Origin of the sequence: Mesorhizobium sp. B2-5-7 (assembly GCF_006440875.1) — a bacterium.
GTDB lineage: Bacteria > Pseudomonadota > Alphaproteobacteria > Rhizobiales > Rhizobiaceae > Mesorhizobium > Mesorhizobium australicum.
The window spans coordinates 71,933-90,100 of sequence record NZ_VFUO01000002.1 but is presented as its reverse complement, the minus strand read 5'-3'; the positions used below and the strand labels follow the sequence as shown (position 1 = coordinate 90,100).

20 protein-coding genes are annotated in these 18,168 nt (G+C 64.3%); 5 read left to right on the top strand and 15 right to left on the bottom strand.

All coding sequences use genetic code 11. The features are described 5' to 3' along the window. The 4 genes from sdhA to FJ543_RS07795 all read right to left on the bottom strand — a co-directional run bounded on the left by sdhA (nucleotide 1) and on the right by FJ543_RS07795 (nucleotide 3,334). Nucleotides 1–1,836 carry a succinate dehydrogenase flavoprotein subunit gene (gene sdhA, locus FJ543_RS07810; protein WP_140712281.1) on the bottom strand — a complete coding sequence of 612 codons (1,836 nt, stop codon included), beginning with the start codon at nucleotides 1,834–1,836 and terminating at the stop codon, nucleotides 1–3. Nucleotides 1,837–1,840: 4 nt separating this feature from the next. Beyond that, the gene (gene sdhD, locus FJ543_RS07805) at nucleotides 1,841–2,236 is read right to left on the bottom strand and encodes a succinate dehydrogenase, hydrophobic membrane anchor protein (protein WP_023771889.1); all 396 of its coding nucleotides are present in this window, start codon (nucleotides 2,234–2,236) and stop codon (nucleotides 1,841–1,843) included. Beyond that, nucleotides 2,236–2,652: a succinate dehydrogenase, cytochrome b556 subunit gene (gene sdhC / locus FJ543_RS07800; RefSeq protein ID WP_140618350.1), complete on the bottom strand. Its 417-nt coding sequence runs from the start codon at nucleotides 2,650–2,652 to the stop codon at nucleotides 2,236–2,238. Before sdhC ends, sdhD begins: the two co-directional genes overlap by 1 nt. Before the next feature lie 256 nt (nucleotides 2,653–2,908). Further along, on the bottom strand, nucleotides 2,909–3,334 hold the full coding sequence (locus tag FJ543_RS07795; protein WP_181173940.1) for a hypothetical protein: 426 nt from the start codon (nucleotides 3,332–3,334) through the stop codon (nucleotides 2,909–2,911). A gap of 241 nt (nucleotides 3,335–3,575) precedes the next feature. Here FJ543_RS07795 and FJ543_RS07790 point away from each other — a divergent pair, with 241 nt between their 5' ends. Next, nucleotides 3,576–3,983 carry a hypothetical protein gene (locus FJ543_RS07790; RefSeq protein WP_140874579.1) on the top strand — a complete coding sequence of 136 codons (408 nt, stop codon included), beginning with the start codon at nucleotides 3,576–3,578 and terminating at the stop codon, nucleotides 3,981–3,983. Here the strand turns inward: FJ543_RS07790 and FJ543_RS07785 are convergent. Together FJ543_RS07785 and FJ543_RS07780 are read right to left on the bottom strand one after the other, a co-directional pair. Beyond that, complete coding sequence (locus tag FJ543_RS07785; protein ID WP_140874577.1) at nucleotides 3,967–5,184, bottom strand: GGDEF domain-containing protein; 1,218 nt, start codon at nucleotides 5,182–5,184, stop codon at nucleotides 3,967–3,969. The two genes, FJ543_RS07790 and FJ543_RS07785, sit on opposite strands and share 17 nt — an antisense overlap. A 75-nt stretch (nucleotides 5,185–5,259) precedes the next feature. Continuing rightward, nucleotides 5,260–6,456: a GGDEF domain-containing protein gene (locus FJ543_RS07780; RefSeq protein WP_140874576.1), complete on the bottom strand. Its 1,197-nt coding sequence runs from the start codon at nucleotides 6,454–6,456 to the stop codon at nucleotides 5,260–5,262. A 149-nt stretch (nucleotides 6,457–6,605) separates the two neighbouring features. On the opposite strand from FJ543_RS07780, the gene FJ543_RS07775 reads away from it, so the two are divergent. Continuing rightward, nucleotides 6,606–6,923 carry a hypothetical protein gene (locus tag FJ543_RS07775; protein WP_140712277.1) on the top strand — a complete coding sequence of 106 codons (318 nt, stop codon included), beginning with the start codon at nucleotides 6,606–6,608 and terminating at the stop codon, nucleotides 6,921–6,923. A 39-nt stretch (nucleotides 6,924–6,962) separates the two neighbouring features. Here FJ543_RS07775 and leuC read toward each other — a convergent pair whose 3' ends face one another. From leuC to rplS, 7 genes are all read right to left on the bottom strand, one after another. Continuing rightward, nucleotides 6,963–8,372, bottom strand: a complete 1,410-nt coding sequence (leuC, locus tag FJ543_RS07770) for a 3-isopropylmalate dehydratase large subunit (protein WP_140793890.1) — start codon at nucleotides 8,370–8,372, stop codon at nucleotides 6,963–6,965. 254 nt (nucleotides 8,373–8,626) lie between these two features. Further along, nucleotides 8,627–9,262, bottom strand: coding sequence for a class I SAM-dependent methyltransferase (locus FJ543_RS07760; RefSeq protein ID WP_140874574.1), 636 nt, complete (start codon nucleotides 9,260–9,262; stop codon nucleotides 8,627–8,629). Between the two features lie 53 nt (nucleotides 9,263–9,315). After that, the gene (locus tag FJ543_RS07755) at nucleotides 9,316–10,125 is read right to left on the bottom strand and encodes an amino acid ABC transporter permease (RefSeq protein WP_140712273.1); all 810 of its coding nucleotides are present in this window, start codon (nucleotides 10,123–10,125) and stop codon (nucleotides 9,316–9,318) included. A gap of 90 nt (nucleotides 10,126–10,215) precedes the next feature. Beyond that, the gene (locus FJ543_RS07750) at nucleotides 10,216–11,013 is read right to left on the bottom strand and encodes a transporter substrate-binding domain-containing protein (RefSeq protein WP_140874572.1); all 798 of its coding nucleotides are present in this window, start codon (nucleotides 11,011–11,013) and stop codon (nucleotides 10,216–10,218) included. Nucleotides 11,014–11,183: 170 nt separating this feature from the next. Beyond that, nucleotides 11,184–11,684 (bottom strand): MarR family winged helix-turn-helix transcriptional regulator, encoded by a 501-nt coding sequence (locus FJ543_RS07745; RefSeq protein ID WP_140793884.1) that lies wholly within the window; start codon nucleotides 11,682–11,684, stop codon nucleotides 11,184–11,186. After that, on the bottom strand, nucleotides 11,681–12,094 hold the full coding sequence (locus tag FJ543_RS07740; protein WP_140874570.1) for an organic hydroperoxide resistance protein: 414 nt from the start codon (nucleotides 12,092–12,094) through the stop codon (nucleotides 11,681–11,683). The genes FJ543_RS07745 and FJ543_RS07740 overlap by 4 nt, the downstream gene beginning before the upstream one ends. Nucleotides 12,095–12,252: 158 nt before the next feature. Beyond that, nucleotides 12,253–12,804, bottom strand: a complete 552-nt coding sequence (gene rplS, locus FJ543_RS07735) for a 50S ribosomal protein L19 (protein ID WP_013892267.1) — start codon at nucleotides 12,802–12,804, stop codon at nucleotides 12,253–12,255. 338 nt (nucleotides 12,805–13,142) lie between these two features. On the opposite strand from rplS, the gene FJ543_RS07725 reads away from it, so the two are divergent. Then, nucleotides 13,143–13,895 (top strand): sulfite exporter TauE/SafE family protein, encoded by a 753-nt coding sequence (locus FJ543_RS07725; RefSeq protein WP_140719739.1) that lies wholly within the window; start codon nucleotides 13,143–13,145, stop codon nucleotides 13,893–13,895. Here the strand turns inward: FJ543_RS07725 and trmD are convergent. Both trmD and rimM read right to left on the bottom strand, forming a co-directional pair. Next, complete coding sequence (gene trmD / locus FJ543_RS07720) at nucleotides 13,877–14,575, bottom strand: tRNA (guanosine(37)-N1)-methyltransferase TrmD (protein ID WP_140874568.1); 699 nt, start codon at nucleotides 14,573–14,575, stop codon at nucleotides 13,877–13,879. The two genes, FJ543_RS07725 and trmD, sit on opposite strands and share 19 nt — an antisense overlap. After that, complete coding sequence (gene rimM / locus FJ543_RS07715) at nucleotides 14,572–15,177, bottom strand: ribosome maturation factor RimM (protein WP_140660455.1); 606 nt, start codon at nucleotides 15,175–15,177, stop codon at nucleotides 14,572–14,574. Before rimM ends, trmD begins: the two co-directional genes overlap by 4 nt. 115 nt (nucleotides 15,178–15,292) lie before the next feature. Between rimM and FJ543_RS07710 the strand changes: the two genes are divergently transcribed. Beyond that, nucleotides 15,293–16,231 carry a tyrosine recombinase XerC gene (locus tag FJ543_RS07710; RefSeq protein ID WP_140874566.1) on the top strand — a complete coding sequence of 313 codons (939 nt, stop codon included), beginning with the start codon at nucleotides 15,293–15,295 and terminating at the stop codon, nucleotides 16,229–16,231. Nucleotides 16,232–16,559: 328 nt separating this feature from the next. Then, nucleotides 16,560–17,627 (top strand): TraB/GumN family protein, encoded by a 1,068-nt coding sequence (locus FJ543_RS07705; protein WP_140822829.1) that lies wholly within the window; start codon nucleotides 16,560–16,562, stop codon nucleotides 17,625–17,627. The last annotated feature ends 541 nt before the right edge of the window (nucleotides 17,628–18,168 follow it).

Sequence of the window (18,168 nt, the reverse complement as noted above, 5' to 3'; positions counted from 1 at the left end):
TCAGTACACCCTGGCCTTCGGCGCTATCTTGGCCAGACTGATGCCGCCGTCCTTTTCGGCCAAAAGCGGCTCGGTGTGCACCGGCCGATAGGTCAGCGTCACCGCGCCGTCCTCGCTGAGATGGGCGAGCGTATGCTTGCGCCAGTTGGCGTCGTCGCGGGCGGAAAAATCCTCCCGGGCATGCGCGCCTCGGCTCTCCTTGCGCGCCTCGGCGCCGTAGACGGTGGTGATGGCGTTGGCCATCAGGTTTTCCAGTTCCAGAGTCTCGACCAGGTCCGAGTTCCAGATCATCGAGCGGTCGAAGACTTTGACATCCTTGAGCTCGGTCCAGATTTCCGAAATACGCTTGCAGCCGTTTTCGAGCGATTCCTGCGTGCGGAACACGGCGGCATCTTCCTGCATCGCCTTTTGCATCTTTTCACGAAGGACAGCCGTCGGCGTCGAGCCGTTGGCGTGGCGGAGCCGGTCGAAGCGATCCATGATCTTGTCGACCGAAGCCTTGTTGGGCGACGGGATCGCCGCCTTGCGGTCGATGACCTGGCCGGCGCGGATCGCCGCGGCGCGGCCGAACACCACCAGGTCGATCAGCGAGTTCGAGCCAAGCCGGTTGGCGCCGTGCACGGAAGCGCAACCGGCCTCGCCGACCGCCATCAGGCCGGGCGAGACCCGGTCGGGGTTGTCCGCAGTTGGATTGAGCACCTCGCCCCAATAATTGGTCGGCACGCCGCCCATATTGTAGTGCACCGTCGGCAGCACCGGGATCGGCTCCTTGGTCAGGTCGACGCCGGCGAAGATTTTCGCCGACTCCGAAATGCCTGGAAGCCTTTCGTGCAAGACCGCCGGATCGAGATGATCGAGGTGCAGGAAGATGTGGTCCTTGGCCTTGCCGACGCCGCGGCCTTCGCGAATTTCCAGCGTCATGCAGCGCGAGACGACATCGCGCGAGGCGAGGTCCTTGGCCGACGGTGCGTAGCGCTCCATGAAGCGTTCGCCCTCGGAGTTGACGAGATAGCCGCCCTCGCCGCGCGCGCCCTCTGTAATCAGGCAGCCGGCGCCATAGATACCGGTCGGGTGAAACTGCACGAACTCCATGTCCTGCAACGGGAACCCCGCCCGCGCCGCCATGCCGCCACCGTCGCCGGTGCAGGTGTGCGCCGAGGTCGCCGAAAAATAGGCGCGCCCATAGCCGCCGGTCGCCAGCACCACCATCTTGGCCGAGAAGCGGTGGATGGTGCCGTCGTCCAGATTCCACGCCACGACGCCGGTGCAGGTGCCGTCCGGTTCCATGATCAGATCGAGCGCGAAATACTCGATGAAGAACTGCGCGTTGTTCTTGAGCGACTGGCCGTAGAGCGTGTGCAGGATGGCATGGCCGGTGCGGTCGGCGGCCGCACAGGTGCGCTGCACCGGCGGCCCGTCGCCATAGTTCATCATGTGGCCGCCGAACGGCCGCTGGTAGATCTTGCCCTCTTCGGTGCGCGAGAACGGCACGCCGTAATGTTCGAGTTCGTAAACGGCGGCCGGGGCTTCGCGCACCAGATATTCCATGGCGTCGACGTCGCCCAGCCAGTCCGAGCCCTTGACGGTGTCGTACATGTGCCACTGCCAGGAATCCGGGCCCATGTTGGACAGCGACGCGGCGATGCCGCCTTGTGCGGCAACCGTGTGCGAGCGGGTCGGGAACACCTTGGTGATGCAGGCGGTGCGCAGGCCCTGTTCGGCCATGCCAAGCGTGGCGCGCAGCCCGGCGCCGCCGGCGCCGACGACGACCACGTCGAACTTGTGATCGACAAAGGTGTAGCCTGCCGCGTTGGCTGATTTCGTGTCCTGGGCCAAGACTTCAGCCTCCGAATGCCAGTTTCAGCAGGGCGAAGAGCGAAGCGACGCCGACTGCTATGGTGAAGAATGTGTTGAGGGCGATCAGCGCCAGCTTCATGCCTTCGCCATGCACATAGTCCTCGATGATCACCTGCATGCCGATCCGCATATGATAGAGCGGCGAGATGAGCACCAGGGCCATCACCAGCGCCACGAACGGGTTGGCGAGCGCTGCCCGCACCTGCGCATAGCCGGCGCCGTTGAGCGCGATCAGGAACCCGGTGAAAAACAGGATCAGCGGGATGTTGGCGATCGCCGTCAATCGCTGGCGCCAGAAATGCCCGGTGCCTTCGCGGGCAGAGCCCAGGCCGCGCACCCTGGCCAGCGGGGTGCGCATGTCGGTGTTCTTCGCACTCATCACAAGGCTCCCCGCGCCATGGTGCCGGCGACCCAGATCAGCAGCGTGAGCAGAACCGAGCCGGCAAGCGTCGCCCAGGCGATCTTCGAGGCCGTGTGTTTTTCAAGCCCGGCGCCGGTGTCCCAGATCAGATGGCGGACACCGCCCAGCATGTGATGCATCAGCGCCCAGGTATAGCCGAACAGGATCAGCCGCCCGAGCCAGGTGCCGAAGGCCCAGTTCACCCAATCGAAAGCCGGCTGCGAGGATGCCGCCGCCATCAGCCAGACGGCAACCAGCAGCGTGCCGAAGTAAAGCGCGCCCCCGGTGATGCGATGGATAATCGACATCGTCATGGTGATCGGCGGCCGGTACACGCTCAGGTGCGGCGAAAGCGGCCTTTCGCGTCTGGCTTGGGTGGCTGGTGATTTGCTCATGGCTGCCCCATTCCGGCGTCTGCCGCCTCAGGTGGAAATGCGGCAATGCCGCTTCCGGTTGCGACTTCGGACAGCCGGTTTCTAATGCTCTTTTTGCACCGCGTCAAAGCCAGAAAACCGTTTCGAAAACGTAATTTAGTCTGACTAAAAGCCCGGATGCGGCTTCAATCGATTAGCGGGCGAACGGCCGAAGCCGGCTTGATATCGCTGCAGTGCAGCATGTCTCGCCAGGGGCGCGGCCGTGTCGAGATTTGGCTCACCGGGTGCAGGTCTGCGGCGTCGATCCCTTCTTCATCACCAGCGCCTCGCGTCCGTCGATCACGATTGCGTCATGCGTGATCGCCTGGTAGCGGCTGCTCTGGTTTGCCGGTGACGCCGCGAACTCCTCGGTGGCGCCTTCCTGGCCGACCACGCGCAGCGACGTGCCGAGATTCTGAATGGTGATCATGCCGCCATTGCCGCATCTGTAGGTGGCCGTGCCCGTGGTGAAGCGTGGGGCGGTGAGGTCGGTGGTGATCTTGGTCGCCGGTCGCGCGGACTGTTGCTGGACGGGAGCAGCAGGCGCCACCACGGGTGTCGCTGTGTTGGCGGCCTTGGGCGCGCCGTCCTCCGGCACACAGGCGCCGGCCGCGAGAAGCAGCGGAATAGCGAACGACATCCGAAGCGTTCGGTCAAACATCATGTGCTGCCCCCTCATGGCCGGGCACGCTAGCCACGCGGCGCGCCAAGATCAAGTTCACCCCGGATTAGACCGGCCATGTCGATCCATTGGGGACATCGGCGGCGACCGCGAAATTAACCATCTTCATTAAGAAACGGCCGTCGGGCCGCTCCTCCCCTTAACAAAGGTTAAGAAAGGGTTAATTTCCGATTCGGACCAGATCGGGGCGCGATCTCTCTCGCGCCGACAAAGGGAGAGCGACATGCGTTCTAGATCAGTGCGGGCTAAATCAGTGGGTTCTAAATCAGCGCGGGCCAAATCAGTGCGGACAAGCCTCGCGGGCCTCACGCTGGCAGCGCTTGCCGTCACGGTGGCCGCGCCGGCCGAGGCCGGCTTGCGCCATCATGACCGCGTCTACGCCGATTCGTTCGGCAATCTCGTCATCGACAGCGCAGCCGGCTACAAGCGCATCATCGTCGGCGAAGGCAAGCTGGCCAGGCAATTGTCCGACTACACCAGCGCCGGCCAGCCCAAGGTGATCTACCAGAACGAATCCGACGACATATCGGGTGAAGGCGACTGCTATCGCCCGCCGGTGTTCGTCAAGGGCCGCTCCTATATGTACGGCCTGTCCCACGGCGAAATGCCTGAGCTCAGCCCCTGCCGTTGATGCGGGCCTGGCCGATTTTGAACACGGCCAGCCCATCGGCCGGCCCGGTGGAGACACGCACGCAGTCGCGCCCGGCATTCTTTGCCAGGTAGAGCGCTTCATCCGCGCGCCGCATCAGGTCGGAAAACCCCTCGCTCACGTGGAGCTCGGCAATGCCGAAGCTCGACGTGCAGCGGCTGTCGGCCGGCAACCTGCTGATGGGCAATGCGCCGAACGCGTGGCGGGTGCCTTCCGCGAACAGCCGGGCGGCTGCAAGGTTGGCGCCTGTCAGGATAACGGCGAACTCCTCGCCACCGATGCGGCCAACCACGTGATGGCCCTCGGCCGCTTCTCGCAGCAGGCCGGCAAAGGCCTCGATCACCCGGTCGCCGGAGGCATGGCCGAAGCTGTCGTTGACGGACTTGAAATGATCGAGATCGGCAATGACCATCGCCACCGGCACGCCCAGGCGCGTGGCGTCGTGTACGGCCAGCTCCGCATGACGCGTGAAGCCGCCACGGTTGAGCAGGCCCGACAGCGTGTCCACCTCCGACTTCGACGTCACTTCGGCAAGCACATCGCGAACGAGAATGCCCAGCGTCAGCAGCGCCAGTGCCAGGGCAAAGACAGTGCCCAGCGACTGCGACACCAGCGCGTAGCTGCTTTGCAGATAGGCCTGCGGATTGGCGCCCCAGCCGCCGAGCGCATGCGCGATGAACGGCTTTGAGGCAAACTGCAGGCCGCTGGCCGCCAGCACCGCCATCAGGATCAGATCGAGGCGACCGCGGCTTTGCCTAGACGCCCAGACGATGCCAAGGCCAACGAACTGCATGGCGGCGTAGGGAAGCTGGTAGGCCATGATGCGGGTGAGCGACTGGCGCGGCAGATCCTGCACGAAATAGACCGCGATGGTGGTTGCGGCCAGGAAGAACAGCATCGGCGTCCATGGCGGCGCCACGCCATATTTGCGGGCAAGTCCGCCGTTGAAGGCAATGGTGGCGCCGAGGAAAACGGCAAAGGCCGTAACCACAGGAAGCCGCGCATCGTTGAAGGCCGGAATGCTGAATTCGATCGCTGAATAGACCACGCCCAGGACATAAGCGGACGCCATCCAGCGCGCCGGCGCGCGGCCGGCATCATGGAACGAGACAGCCATGAAGGATACCGCCAGCAGGCTGGCAACCGCCAGATTGATCAACAGGATGAAGTTGGCGCCGCTCATCTATCCTCAAACCCCCTCCGACAGCTAAACATCGACGGGCGAAAAAGACGTTAACGCGAAGCGCGGACGCGGCGGTCAGCTGGCCCTGAGCGGCTCAGGCACGAACACCGTCTCCGGTCGCTCGTAGGAGAGGCGCACGCTGTTGCGACCATTTTTCTTAGCCTTGTAAAGCGCCTCGTCGGCCCGTCGCATCAACGGTTCCAGCGTCTCGTCGCCGCTGCGGGCCGCCACGCCGAAGCTGGCGGTAACCTTGGTGCCGGCGGGAAGCCCGTCGACGCCGCCGGCCGAATAGAGTGTGCGCACCGCCTCGGCGAAGAGCCGCGCCGCGGCGAGATCGGTCAGCGGCAAAAGCACGGCGAATTCCTCGCCGCCGATGCGCCCCGCGGCACCTCGCGCTCCCGTGGCCGAGCGCAGCTTCCCGGCGAAATCCGCGATCACGCGGTCGCCGGCGGCATGCCCGTGCATATCGTTGAGCGCCTTGAAATGGTCGAGGTCCGCCAGCACCAGCGCCACCGGGAATTTGGCCACGGCGCAACGCTGCAGCAGCATGGCGGCCCGCTCCTCGAAACCCCGGCGGTTGAGCAGCCCCGAAAGCGGATCGGTGTGGGTTTCCGTCTTCAGCGCCTTCATCACGTCGAGCGCGGCGGCGGTGAAGAGGCAAAGCGCGATCAGCAGCGACAGCAGCGCGTGCGACAGCAGCGCCGTCGTCCAGTAGGACGAGCCGTAGAAGCCGTCATAGCCGGCGAAGGGCCCGTGCGCGATGACGACCGCCAGGGTGCGCACGAAGAAATTGACGCTGGACAGCAGCGACAGCACGAACAGGATCTTTTCCGTCGGACCATTGTTGCGCACCGGGCGCAGTTCGGCGGCGACGAGCAGGCTGACGCCGCCGAAACCGAAATTCATCGCCAGGATGCGCCAGGTGAGATCCGGGGTGACGAACAGGAACCACGCGAATGCCGCAAGGCCGCCGCCCGCCAGCACGGCGATCCCCACGCCGGGCACCTTCCGGCCGTAGCGGGCGATAATGGCGCCGGACAGGCAGCAGGCAGCGATGGTGAAGCAGATGTTCGACACCAGCTTGGTCAGCGTCACACCGATGGGCAAGGTGAAATATTGGAACAGGAAGCCGGGCGCCGAGACGCAGTAGCTGAGCGCCAGCACCGCCAGATAGGGGCGATGGCGCTGATGGAACCACAGCATGAGGAAGGCCGCGCCGAGCGCCAGCGCGATCGTCGGATTGAGCAACGCTATGAACAGGCCGGTGTCCAAAGGACTGTGACTTCCCCTCTGCTGACGTCGCGGAAGACCTTAGAGGGCAAGCCCAAACAAGCCGTTAAGCCTGGGCTGTCGGCGCCGTATGTTTGCGGGAACCCGGTGCTGTCGGAAGCGTTCCTGAACTCACAATCCAGGAGCAGGCCATGGCCGACACGATCATATTGACCGACCACGATGCAATCCGTTCATGGGCTGCCGGGCGTGCCGGCTTTCCCGCCATCGTCGACATATCGCCAGAGGCTGGGACGCAGCCCATGCTTAGGCTGGTCTTCGGCCAGCACGCCTATCAGGACCAGGACCAGCCGGAACGGCCCGTCAACGCCGGCGGCTATGAGCTTGTCGAATGGGACGAGTGGTTCAAGCTCTTTGACGAAGAGCAGCTGGCGCTCGTGGTCGCGGCGGACGAACCTGGGCGCCGCGAGGAATTCCACGAACTCATACGGCGCGACAGGAAGGCTTGACCCGAGCCCTGCAAAGGCTCGGGTCAACCCCAGCGTGGCTTATTTCCAGTCGCGAATGTCGACGAAGTGGCCGGCAATCGCCGCCGCCGCCGCCATGGCCGGCGACACCAGGTGGGTGCGACCCTTGAAGCCCTGGCGGCCCTCGAAATTGCGGTTCGAGGTCGAGGCGCAGCGCTCATGCGGCTTCAGCCGGTCGTCGTTCATGGCCAGGCACATCGAACAGCCCGGCTCGCGCCAGTCGAACCCGGCGGCGCGGAAGATCTTGTCCAGCCCCTCGGCTTCGGCCTGCTCCTTGACCAGCCCGGAGCCCGGCACGATCATGGCATCGACATGCGGGCTGACTGTCTTGCCCTCGACCACCTTGGCGACGGCGCGCAGATCCTCGATGCGGCCGTTGGTGCAGGAGCCGATGAAGACGCGGTCGAGCGTGATGTCGGTGATCTTCGTCCCCGGCGTCAGGCCCATATAGTCGAGCGCGCGCAGCTTGGAGGTGCGCTTGTTCTCGTCGATGATGTCTTCCGGGTTCGGCACGATGCCTTGCACGGAGACGACATCCTCGGGCGAGGAGCCCCAGGAGACGATCGGCGGCAGCTTGGCCGCGTCGAGCACGATCATCTTGTCGAAATGCGCGCCTTCGTCGGTCTGCAGCGTCTTCCAGTATTCGAGCGCCGCGTCCCAGGCAGCGCCCTTCGGCGCGCGCGGCTTGTCCTTGACATAGGCGAAGGTGGTCTCGTCGGCCGCGATCAGGCCGGCGCGCGCGCCGCCCTCGATCGACATGTTGCAGATCGTCATGCGGCCTTCCATCGACAGCGCACGGATCGCCTCGCCGGCATATTCGATGACATAGCCGGTGCCGCCGGCGGTGCCGATCTCGCCGATGATGGCAAGGATGATGTCCTTGGCGGTGACCCCTTCCGGCAGCACGCCATCGACGCGCACCAGCATGTTCTTGGCCTTGCGCTGGATCAGCGTTTGCGTCGCCAGCACATGCTCGACCTCGGACGTGCCGATGCCATGCGCCAGCGCGCCGAAGGCACCGTGCGTCGAAGTGTGGCTGTCGCCGCAGACGATGGTCATGCCGGGCAAGGTAAAGCCCTGCTCGGGGCCGATGATGTGGACGATGCCCTGGCGGATATCGTTCTCCGAATAATATTCGACGCCGAAATCCCTGGCGTTCCTGGCCAGCGCTTCGACCTGGATGCGGCTTTCCTCGTTCTTGATGCCGAACTTGCGCTCGGGCGAGGTCGAGACGTTGTGGTCGACCACGGCCAGCGTCTTTTCCGGATGACGGACTTTCCGGCCGCTCATGCGCAGGCCTTCGAAGGCCTGTGGGCTGGTCACCTCATGGACGAGGTGGCGGTCGATGTAGAGCAGGCAGGTGCCGTCGTCCTGGCGGTCGACGACATGGTCGTCGAAAATCTTGTCGTAGAGGGTGCGCGGTGCGCTCATGTGCGTAAATCCGTCGATATGAGAATGGGAAAGAGCTGATGCCGCAAGCCCGCGGCCGGCCGGCAGGGATCAGCGAAGTCGGCTGGTCAGGGCGCCGGACACGCGCGCGGAAAAGCGCGACGGCAGGCGTTTTCTGTCCTGCAGCACGAACCCCTTGTAGGCCGGATCGCTGAAAAGCTTTTCCATGGCGGGCTAGATAGCAATGTTTTGGCTTTTCGGCAATTGCGGCGTGTCGCCAGCACTTCTCCCTCGGCTTACATCACCTCGAACACAAAAGTCTTCACCAGTGCGTCGGGCTCGGCGATGGCGTAACAGCGAAACCACGGGCTTGCCTCAACCGCCCGCCATTTCGCTGCCTGTTCCAATTCGTCGAACACGGCCTGAAAACCGCCGCTGTCGAACACCTGGTCGCGCACGGTGAAGATGGCGTGGCCGCCCTTTTTCGTGATGCGCACCAGTTCGTGCAGGCCGGTGGCCGGCGCGTGGCTGATGGTGAACACACCGGTGGAGAAGAAGGCGCGGAAATACCCGTCCGGCCACGGCAGCGGCCCGCCCAGCATTGCCTGCTTCAGCTCGCTGTAGGCACTGCGGCTGCCGGCGATCTTGAGCATGTCGTCCGACAGGTCGAGTCCGGCAATGTCGCTGTAGCCGAGCGCCTTCAGCGACGGTCCCGACAGGCCCGTGCCGCAGCCGGCGTCGAGCAGCGGCCCTTCTCCCGCAGGCACGTGGCGGGTAACCCAGGCGGTGATCAGGAACGGCAGGAGATACCCGAGCGAGGCGGTTTCGCCATCATAGGTCGCGGCCCATGCGGCATAGGCCCGCGCCAGCGTTTCGGGCGTATCGGCCGTGTAGACCGAATCCAGCGCCGCATTGGCCTTGTCGATGTTCACTGGCAGCTCCTCCTCCGGCAAGCACCGAGCGTAACGCTGTCCCGGCCCAAAAACTATTCCTCATGCTGGCGGCGCAAACGCCGCTCCAGCGCCCTGAGCGCCAGCGACAGGCCGACGGTGAGGATGAGATAGATATAGGCTGTTATCGAATAGGTCTCGAAGAAGCGGAACGAGCCGGCGGCATACACTTTGCCCATCTGCGTGATGTCGGCGACGCCGAGCACCGAGACCAGCGAGGAATCCTTGACCAGGGCGACGAAATCATTGCCGAGCGGCGGCAGGATGGTGCGGATCGCCTGTGGGAACACGACCAGCCGGAAGCGCTGCGCACGGCTCAGCCCCAAGGCCTTCGCTGCCTCGATCTGTCCTTTCTCGACCGACTGGATGCCGGCGCGAAAAACCTCGGAGATGAAGGCCGAATAGCCGATGGTCAGCGCCATGATGGCACGCCACAGCAACGACACGTCACGCACCAGCAATTCGCCGAGGACGCCGGCATTCTGCAATGGCGCGGTCAGCCCGTTCCAGGCCGCGACGAAGGCCGGCGCGCCGGCAAAGGCTATCCAGAACAACAGCACCAGGATCGGCACGCCGCGAATGATCTCGACATAGAAGCGCGCGATCTGCCGCAGCCAGGCCGAACCCGACAGCCCCATCAAAGCGATGCCGAGGCCGATCACCGACGCCAGGACGAAGGCGATCACGGTGACGAAGACGGTGATGCCGATGCCCTTGGCGACAGTGGCGAAGACCTGCGCATAAAGATCGCTGGCGGCGATGGCGAGGGCGGCAGCCAGCGCAAGGACACCGGCAACGGCGAGCCACCAGGGGAAGTCGGGTTTGGAAATGGTGGGGGCTGCCATTAGCAGGGATCGGCGACGCAAGAACTGCGAGAGGGACGCAGACTCAAGGCAAATCCCTGCCCATCAGACCACGCCCTCAACAAGATTGGCTCACTGCCCCATCTTGTAATCAAGGAACCACTTCTTGTTCAGCGCATCGAAGGTGCCATCCGCCTTCAGCGCTGCGATCGCCGCGTTGACAGGCTTCACCAGGTCGGAGCCCTTGGGGAAGATGAAGCCGAAATCCTCGGTGCCGAGCGGGCCACCGATCAGCTTCAGCTTGCCCTCCGAAGCATCGACATAACCCTTGCCGGCGGTGCCGTCGGTCAGCACGACATCGACGTCGCCGGACTTCAGGGCCTGCACGGTGGCGCCAAACGTCTCGAACAGTTTGATGCGCGGGTTTTGCTCATTGCCGTCGAGCACACTGTAGACGGCGGTGTAGAAGGGCGTGGTGCCGGCCTGTGCGCCGATCAGTCCGTCCTTGAAGGCGCCGAAGGTCTTGGCGTCGGTGAAGCGGCTTTCATCGCCGCGCACCAGCATGAACTGTTCCGAGCGCATATAGGGATCGGAGAAATCCACCTTCTGCTTGCGGTCGTCCTTGATGGTGATGCCGGTCATGCCGATGTTGTACTGGTTGTCGGAGACCGCCTGGATCATCGCATCCCAGGAGGTGTTCTGGTACTCGACCTTGAAATTGAGCCGCTTGGCGATCTCGTTCATCGCGTCATATTCCCAGCCGATCTGTTTGCCGGTCTTGGCATCGATGAACTGCAGCGGCGGATAGGCGTTTTCGGTCACCACAACGACCTTCTTGCCGCCCAGATCGGGCAGCGCCTGCGCGAAGGCGGCAACGGGCGCCAGGACCAGGGCTAACAGGCCGGCCAGCAGCAATTTCGATTTGGTCATGACACACTCCCCGAAATGATTGGCCGCGCGATGCTTGCGCGGCAGAGAAATCCGGCGCCGACTTTAGCTTTCCGCAAGCGCCTTGCAAGACGGGTCCACCGCGACCTTGCGCGTTGACGTGGATTCCAGTGCTTCCGGGAGGCGGTTTTTCAGGACGATCCTTGCCGCGATCAATCTTGCTCGGTCGCGGCTTCGCGCAATCCTGCGACAAGGCGGGTGAGCGTGCCGTGAAGGGTTTTGAGCTCGTCCCGCTCCAGCGGCATGCCGCAATCGAGCGCCGCCTGCACATCCTTCATGTTCGCGCGCAGCGCCTGGCCCTTGGCCGTCGGCTCGACCAGCACCCGGCGCTCGTCGTCGGCATCGCGCCGGCGGGTGACGAGGCCGCCCGCTTCCATTCGCTTGAGCAGCGGGGTCAGCGTCGCTGAATCCAGGCCGAGCGCTTCGCCAAGGTCACCCACCGTGCTCGGCGCGCGTTCCCACAGCGCCAGCATCACCAGATATTGCGGATAGGTCAGGCCGAGCGGATCGAGCAACGGCCGGTAAAGCTTGGTCATCAATCCGCTCGCCGAATAGAGCGCGAAACAGAGCTGTTGGTCGAGCCGTGGCACCGGGTACGCCCCGGCGGCCTCCGCCGGGGCTTCTCTGGCTTTCGTTTCGACTTTTGTCGTCATGCCACCTTTACCGAAAGCGCCACCTCGACATTGCCCCTGATGGCATTCGAATAGGGGCAAATCTGATGCGCCGCCGATACAAGCGCTTCCGCCGCCGCCTGATCAAGGCCTTTCGTCTCCGCTGCCAACGCGACGCCGAGCTTGAAGCCTTCGCCATTGGGAAGCAGGCTGACGGTGGCCGCTACCGCTGCATCTTCGAGCGTCAGCTTCTGCTTGCGCGCGACGAAGCGGATCGCGCTTTCGAAGCAGGCGGCATAGCCGATGGCGAAAAGCTGTTCGGGATTGGTCGCGCCACCTGGTCCGCCGAGCTCCTTGGGCATTGCCAGATCGACCTTGAGCAGGCCATCGCTGGTTTCGCCATGGCCGGCGCGACCGCCCGTCACGTGGGCCTGTGTGGTGTAGAGTGCCATCTTCCATTCTCCAATTAGATTGTGCACGATTAGTTAGTGCACAATATGATTGGGCGTCAATTGCCGACCCCGATCTCCGAGGCTGAACCCGTTCACAGTTCGGTGAAACGAAAAAAAGGCGGCCGAAGCCGCCTTTTTCAAATTCCTTCGTCAAACTCTTATTCGGCCGGGGTCGCTTCGGCGGCAGCCTTGGCTGCTGCTTCAGCCTCGGCGGCTGCCTTCTTCTCGGCGGCTTCCTTGGCGGCCGTCTCGGCGGCCAGCGCCTGGGCGGCTGCGACCTTCTCGGCCTCGATGCGCGCCTTCTCGGCGTTCAGCGCGTCGCGCTCCTCATCATTGAGCTTGCGGGCGCGCACGCCGGTGTTTTCCGAAATACGGGCCGACTTGCCGCGACGATCGCGCAGGTAATAGAGCTTGGCGCGACGTACCTTGCCGCGGCGCACGATCTCGACGCCTTCGACCATCGGCGAGTAGACGGGGAACACGCGCTCGACGCCTTCGCCGTAGGAGATCTTGCGGACGGTGAAATTTTCCTGGAAGCCGGAACCGGCGCGGGCGATGACGACGCCCTCATAAGCCTGGACGCGGGTGCGGGTGCCTTCGGTCACGCGGACCTGGACGCGCACGGTGTCGCCGGGCTGGAATTCGGGAAGCTTGCGCTTGGCTTCGATCTTGGCGGCCTGTTCGGCCTCGAGCTGACGGATGAGATCCATCTAAAAATCCACTTCTTGTTCTTCCGACAGTCAGAGCGCCCTACGCTCGCCTTGCAGTTCCATTGACCGCTCGGCTATGTCCTTTGTCTCCAAGACATTTGTCTCCCAGACATCGGGCAGGGGCGACTACACCGTCATTGTTGACGGGTCCGGCAGATTTGTTCTTGCCGGTACGGGCGGGCACATACAGCTATTTCGGCGCTTTGTCACGCCTTGCCCATGCATTTTTTGCCGGCATGGCTCCCGGCATGGCACCATCTTAATCCTGCCGTGCCGGGTTGCGTCTGTCCACCAAGCTTCCTAAGCCAGAATAGCACACTTCTTCACGGCGGCCATCCATGTCTGTTTTCGACGCCATCCTGCTCTTCCTGGCGGGCTTTCTGTCAGGCGCCGCCAACGCGGTTGCCGGCGGCGGCACCTTCATCACCTTCGGCGCCATGACACTGGTCGGCGTCCCCCCGATCGTGGCCAACGCCACCTCCTCGGTGACGCAGTTCCCCGGCTACATCACCTCGACCCTCGCTTACTGGGCCGACATCAGGCACTTCTGGCGCGGCGCGCTGCTGCTCTGCCTGATCTCGGCCGTCGGCGCGCTAGCCGGCGCCCTGATCCTGCTGGCGCTCGACAATCCGTCCTTTCGCGTCCTGGTGCCGTGGCTGCTTTTGGGCGCGACGGCACTGTTTGCCGCCGGGCCCTGGCTGAAGCCGGCGCCGAAACCCGGACACGAAGCGGCTGTCGGCTCGCTCGCCGGCTCGCTGGCACAATTCGTCACCGCCATCTATGGCGGCTTCTTCGGCGCCGGCATGGGCGTGATGATGCTGGCCACCCTCGGCCTGACCCAGGCCGGCGACTACCACCGCCTGAACGCGCTGAAGAACATGCTGGCCGTAGTCATCGCGGCCGTCGCCATCGTCGTCTTCGTCTCGGGCGGCGTCGTCGCCTGGCCTGAGGCGATCGTCATGATCCCGGGCGGCGCGCTCGGCGGCTATGCCGGCGTCTGGATCGCCAAGCGCGTACCGCAGAACGTGGTGCGCGGCTTCGTCATCGCCGTCGGCCTGTTTCTGGCTTTTTACTACTTCAGCAAAGGCTGATCGCCGAACAGATCGGGTCGCCGCTCTTTCGTCAGCGTCTCCGACTGCGCGCGGCGCCAGGCGGCGATCTTCTTGTGATTGCCGGAGATCAGCACTTCGGGAATCTCCCGGCCCTCGAATTCCTGCGGTCGCGTATAGTGCGGATGTTCGAGCAGGCCGTTTTCGAAACTCTCTTCTTCCCCGGAGACCGCATTGCCCATCACCCCGGGCAACAGCCGCACCACGGCGTCGAGCAGCACCAGCGCCGCCGGCTCGCCCCCGGACAGGATGAAATCGCCGATCGAGACTTCCTCCAGTCCCCGTGCATCGATCACCCGCTGGTCGACGCCTTCGAAGCGGCCGCACAGGATGACGGCACCCGGCCCGGCGGCGAGCTCCCGCACGCGCGTCTGCGTCAGCGGTCTTCCGCGAGGGCTCATCAGCAGGCGCGGACGCAAATCGCCCGGCGGCGAAGCATGGTCGATTGCCTTCGCCAGGACATCGGCACGCATCACCATGCCGGCGCCGCCGCCGGCCGGCGTGTCGTCGACGGTGCGATGCCGGTCGGTGGCGAAGTCGCGTATCTGTATCGCCTCCAGAGACCATGTCCCCGCCTCCAGTGCCCGCCCGGCCAGCGACAGGCCAAGCGCGCCCGGAAACATCTCGGGATAGAGCGTCAGCACCGACGCGGCAAAACTCACCGGTTGCCTCCGGCGTCGCGCGGTCCGCGCGGCCGGCCCTTCGGGTCGAAATCCTCCTCGCGCGGCGCGTCCGCGTCCTCGTCCTCGTCCTCGACCAGTCCAGCCGCCACCGGATCGACGCGGACAAAGCCCTCGGCGATCGACACGGCAGGCACGGCGGCTTGCGTGAACGGGATCAGCACGCCCTTGCGCCCGGCGAGCGTCACATCGAGGATGTCGCCGCCCCCGAAATTGTGCACCGCGACGACCTTGCCGATGGCGGCGCCGGTATCATCCCGGATTTCCAGCCCGATCAGGTCGGCATGGTAGAATTCGTCCTCCTCGCCATCATCGGGCAGCATCGAACGGTCGACGAACAGCTCCGTGCCGGCGAGCGCCTCGGCCGCATTGCGGTCGCTGACACCCTTGAAGCGCACCACGACAACGGTGTTGGCGGGCCTTATGTCGGTTATCTGGAAGGCTCGTCCATCCCTGGCGTAGAGCGGCCCATAATCCGCCAGCGCCATTGGCTCGCCGGTGAAGGTTTTCACCCTGAGTTCGCCCTTGATGCCGTGCGCGGCGCCGATTACGGCCATCTGGACGGGGTTCTGCGGCTTGCTCATGGGCGAAAATCCTTTGTCCCTGCTCTAGCGCCGCCTCGCCGTCATTTCAATAACGGGCTCTTCACCGCTTCCTAACCCGGCTGCCGGAAAATGACGGCGAACCGGAACAGACCCGATGCAGGAATTCCTCATACCGGCAAAGGCCGATCTCCAGGCCGCGCGCGAAAGCTGGCTGAAGATGCTCGCGCGTGAACGTCGCCTGTCACCCGAGACAGTGGAAGCCTATGAGCGCGATTCACGCCAGTTCCTGCATTTCCTCACTGGCCATATCGGCGGACCGCCCGGCATTTCCGATATCGCCGATCTGCGCCCGGCCGACCTGCGCGGCTTCCTCGCCGCCCGCCGCAATGCCGGCGCCGGCGCACGCACGCTTGGCCGTGGCCTGGCCGGCATCCGCTCGCTGCTGCGGTTCCTCGAGCGGCGCGGCCTCGCCAATGCGGCAGGTGCGGCGGCCTTGCGCGCGCCGCGACAACCCAAATCCCTGCCCAAACCTTTGACGGCGAGCGATGCCAAACATGTCGTATCGGTGGAAGGCCAACTGGCGGAAGAACCCTGGATCGCCGCCCGCAACGCCGCCGTGCTGACGCTGCTCTACGGCTCGGGCCTGCGCATTTCGGAAGCGCTTGGCCTCAATGCCGCTGATCTGGCGTCGGAAGCCGACACCGTGCTGCGCGTCACCGGCAAGGGCGGCAAGACACGGCTGGTGCCGGTGTTGCCGGTGGCGCTCAGGGCGATCGCCGAATACCGCCGGCTCTGCCCCTATCACCTCGATCCGAAGGGTCTGCTGTTTCGCGGCGCGCGCGGCGGCCCGCTCAACCCGGCCATCATCCAGCGTGACATGGCGAAGCTGCGTTCGGCGCTCAACCTGCCGGACACGGCGACGCCACATGCCTTGCGCCATTCCTTCGCCACCCATCTGCTCGGCCGAGGCGGCGATCTGCGCACCATCCAGGAACTCCTGGGCCACGCCAGCCTGTCGACGACACAGATCTACACCGGCGTCGACACCGCAAGGCTGCTCGAAATCTACGAATCGGCCCATCCCAGGGCATGAACGTCGGTAAAGCCATGCAGTATCGGTGGCCCATTATAAACATTCGCGATTGGCCGAAGCCTTCCCAACTTCGTCATCCTAGGGCGAAGCAGGAGCGAAGCTCCGTCGCGGAGACCCTGGGATCCATGCCGTGACATCAGCCGTGGAATGCAGCGGAGCTGAATTCTGCACCGTGGGCGGTGCTCTGAAGTCGCGGCATTCATCCTCGGGTCTGCGCCGCGTCGCTATGCTCCTTGCTCCGCCCGTGGATGACGAAGAATGGGCGGTTAGGACAATTTCATAACCCCGATTAACGGTTTTGCCGCTTTTCAGTCCTAGGAATGGGACCATGAAACGCGTCATTGCCATCGCCGACCGTGCGGCTTCCGTCTCGCTGAAACTGCTTGTCGCGCTCAACGTGCTGTTTTTCCTGTCCTTCCTTGCTGTCCTGCTGTTCGCCGCCGGCAGGGCGCACGCGGAAATCCCGACCTGTAGCGGCGCCGACATGCTGTCGGCCTTGCAGAAGAGCAACCCTGCCACCTACGGCAAAATCGAGGCCGAGGCGGCTGCCACGCTGAACGGCAAGGGACTGCTGTGGAAGCTGGAAAAATCAGGCGAACAGCCATCCTACCTGTTCGGCACCATGCACATGACCGATCCGCGCGTCACCACGCTGCCGGCCTATGCGCAGAAGGCCTTCGATGCGGCCGGCACCCTCATCATCGAGACCACCGACGTGCTCGACAAGCAGAAGATGATGGCGGCGATGCTGAAGGAGCCGGACCTGATGATGTTCACCGACTCCACGACGCTTTCGTCACTGCTGTCGCCGGACGAAGCGGCGGCCATGAACGCCGCGCTCGATGCGCGCGGCATCCCGCCGGCGACGGTCGCAAAAATGAAGCCGTGGATGCTGTCGGCCATGATGGCGCTTCCGGCTTGCGAACTCGCCCGCCAGTCCGGCGGCGCGCCGGTGCTCGACGTCAAGCTGGCCGAGAGCGCCAAGGCGGCCGGCAAGCCGGTGGAAGGATTGGAAACGGCCGAGAGCCAGCTGCGCGCCATGGCCTCGCTGCCGCTCGCGTTTCACATGAAAGGTCTGGTCGACACGCTGAAGCTGGGCGACAAGGTCAACGATATCAACGAAACCATGATCGTGCTTTACCAGCGTGGCGACACCGGGATGTTCTGGCCGCTGTTCCGCGCCGCCATGCCCGAGGAGCAGGACGACCCCGCGGGCTACGCCGCCTTCGAGGAAACCATGATCACCAGCCGCAACAAGGTAATGGTCGATCATGCCGGGCCGATCCTGGCCAAGGGCAACGCCTTCATGGCGGTCGGCGCGCTGCACCTTCCCGGTCCAGAGGGACTGGTCGAGGATTTCCGCAAAGCCGGCTATACTGTCACCGCCGTCAATTGAGTCGGATGGCAGCGGAGGCACGCAAACGCCGCGTTTACGGCGTTTTCCTCCGCTAGCGTGAAACCCATTCAACGGTTGCGCGTTGATGGATGTTGATTGACCTTTTTCATTTTCCCGGAGGACACATTCATGGCGAACACACCAAATCCAAACGATCCGTACAATTCGACCACCAATGCCCCTCGGCCGAGCGGCGGTGGCGGCAGCCCCTGGCTGATTGCACTGGTCGTCGTTATCCTGGCGATTGTCGCGTATTATGTTTTCGGAAGAAGTGGTGGCGAGCACCCGGCACCCGCCGAGCCGCCAGCGGCCAGCACACCGGCTCCGGCGCCCGCACCGGCTGAACCGATGAAGCCCGCTGAACCGGCCAAGCCAGCCGAACCAGCTCCTGCGCCCGCCCCGGCTCCTGCACCAGCGCCGGCTCCCGCACCAGCGCCCGCCCCGGCACCAGCGCCGGCCCAGTAAGGGGCTCGATATCGAAGACGAACGGCCTGCTGAAAGGCGGGCCGTTTTGTTTTGGGTGATGACCGTTGGGGGGCCT

What these genes read in the sequence shown, in the direction of transcription:
- rimM (WP_140660455.1), bottom strand. Translation starts at nt 15,177, where the DNA reads ATGAGCAAGCCGCAGAACCCCGTCCAGATGGCCGTAATCGGCGCCGCG.
- FJ543_RS07790 (WP_140874579.1), top strand. Translation starts at nt 3,576, where the DNA reads ATGCGTTCTAGATCAGTGCGGGCTAAATCAGTGGGTTCTAAATCAGCG.
- FJ543_RS07750 (WP_140874572.1), bottom strand. Translation starts at nt 11,013, where the DNA reads ATGACCAAATCGAAATTGCTGCTGGCCGGCCTGTTAGCCCTGGTCCTG.
- sdhC (WP_140618350.1), bottom strand. Translation starts at nt 2,652, where the DNA reads ATGAGCAAATCACCAGCCACCCAAGCCAGACGCGAAAGGCCGCTTTCG.
- FJ543_RS07710 (WP_140874566.1), top strand. Translation starts at nt 15,293, where the DNA reads ATGCAGGAATTCCTCATACCGGCAAAGGCCGATCTCCAGGCCGCGCGC.
- FJ543_RS07745 (WP_140793884.1), bottom strand. Translation starts at nt 11,684, where the DNA reads ATGACGACAAAAGTCGAAACGAAAGCCAGAGAAGCCCCGGCGGAGGCC.
- rplS (WP_013892267.1), bottom strand. Translation starts at nt 12,804, where the DNA reads ATGGATCTCATCCGTCAGCTCGAGGCCGAACAGGCCGCCAAGATCGAA.
- sdhD (WP_023771889.1), bottom strand. Translation starts at nt 2,236, where the DNA reads ATGAGTGCGAAGAACACCGACATGCGCACCCCGCTGGCCAGGGTGCGC.
- leuC (WP_140793890.1), bottom strand. Translation starts at nt 8,372, where the DNA reads ATGAGCGCACCGCGCACCCTCTACGACAAGATTTTCGACGACCATGTC.
- FJ543_RS07795 (WP_181173940.1), bottom strand. Translation starts at nt 3,334, where the DNA reads ATGATGTTTGACCGAACGCTTCGGATGTCGTTCGCTATTCCGCTGCTT.
- FJ543_RS07725 (WP_140719739.1), top strand. Translation starts at nt 13,143, where the DNA reads ATGTCTGTTTTCGACGCCATCCTGCTCTTCCTGGCGGGCTTTCTGTCA.
- FJ543_RS07705 (WP_140822829.1), top strand. Translation starts at nt 16,560, where the DNA reads ATGAAACGCGTCATTGCCATCGCCGACCGTGCGGCTTCCGTCTCGCTG.
- FJ543_RS07755 (WP_140712273.1), bottom strand. Translation starts at nt 10,125, where the DNA reads ATGGCAGCCCCCACCATTTCCAAACCCGACTTCCCCTGGTGGCTCGCC.
- FJ543_RS07775 (WP_140712277.1), top strand. Translation starts at nt 6,606, where the DNA reads ATGGCCGACACGATCATATTGACCGACCACGATGCAATCCGTTCATGG.
- FJ543_RS07740 (WP_140874570.1), bottom strand. Translation starts at nt 12,094, where the DNA reads ATGGCACTCTACACCACACAGGCCCACGTGACGGGCGGTCGCGCCGGC.
- FJ543_RS07785 (WP_140874577.1), bottom strand. Translation starts at nt 5,184, where the DNA reads ATGAGCGGCGCCAACTTCATCCTGTTGATCAATCTGGCGGTTGCCAGC.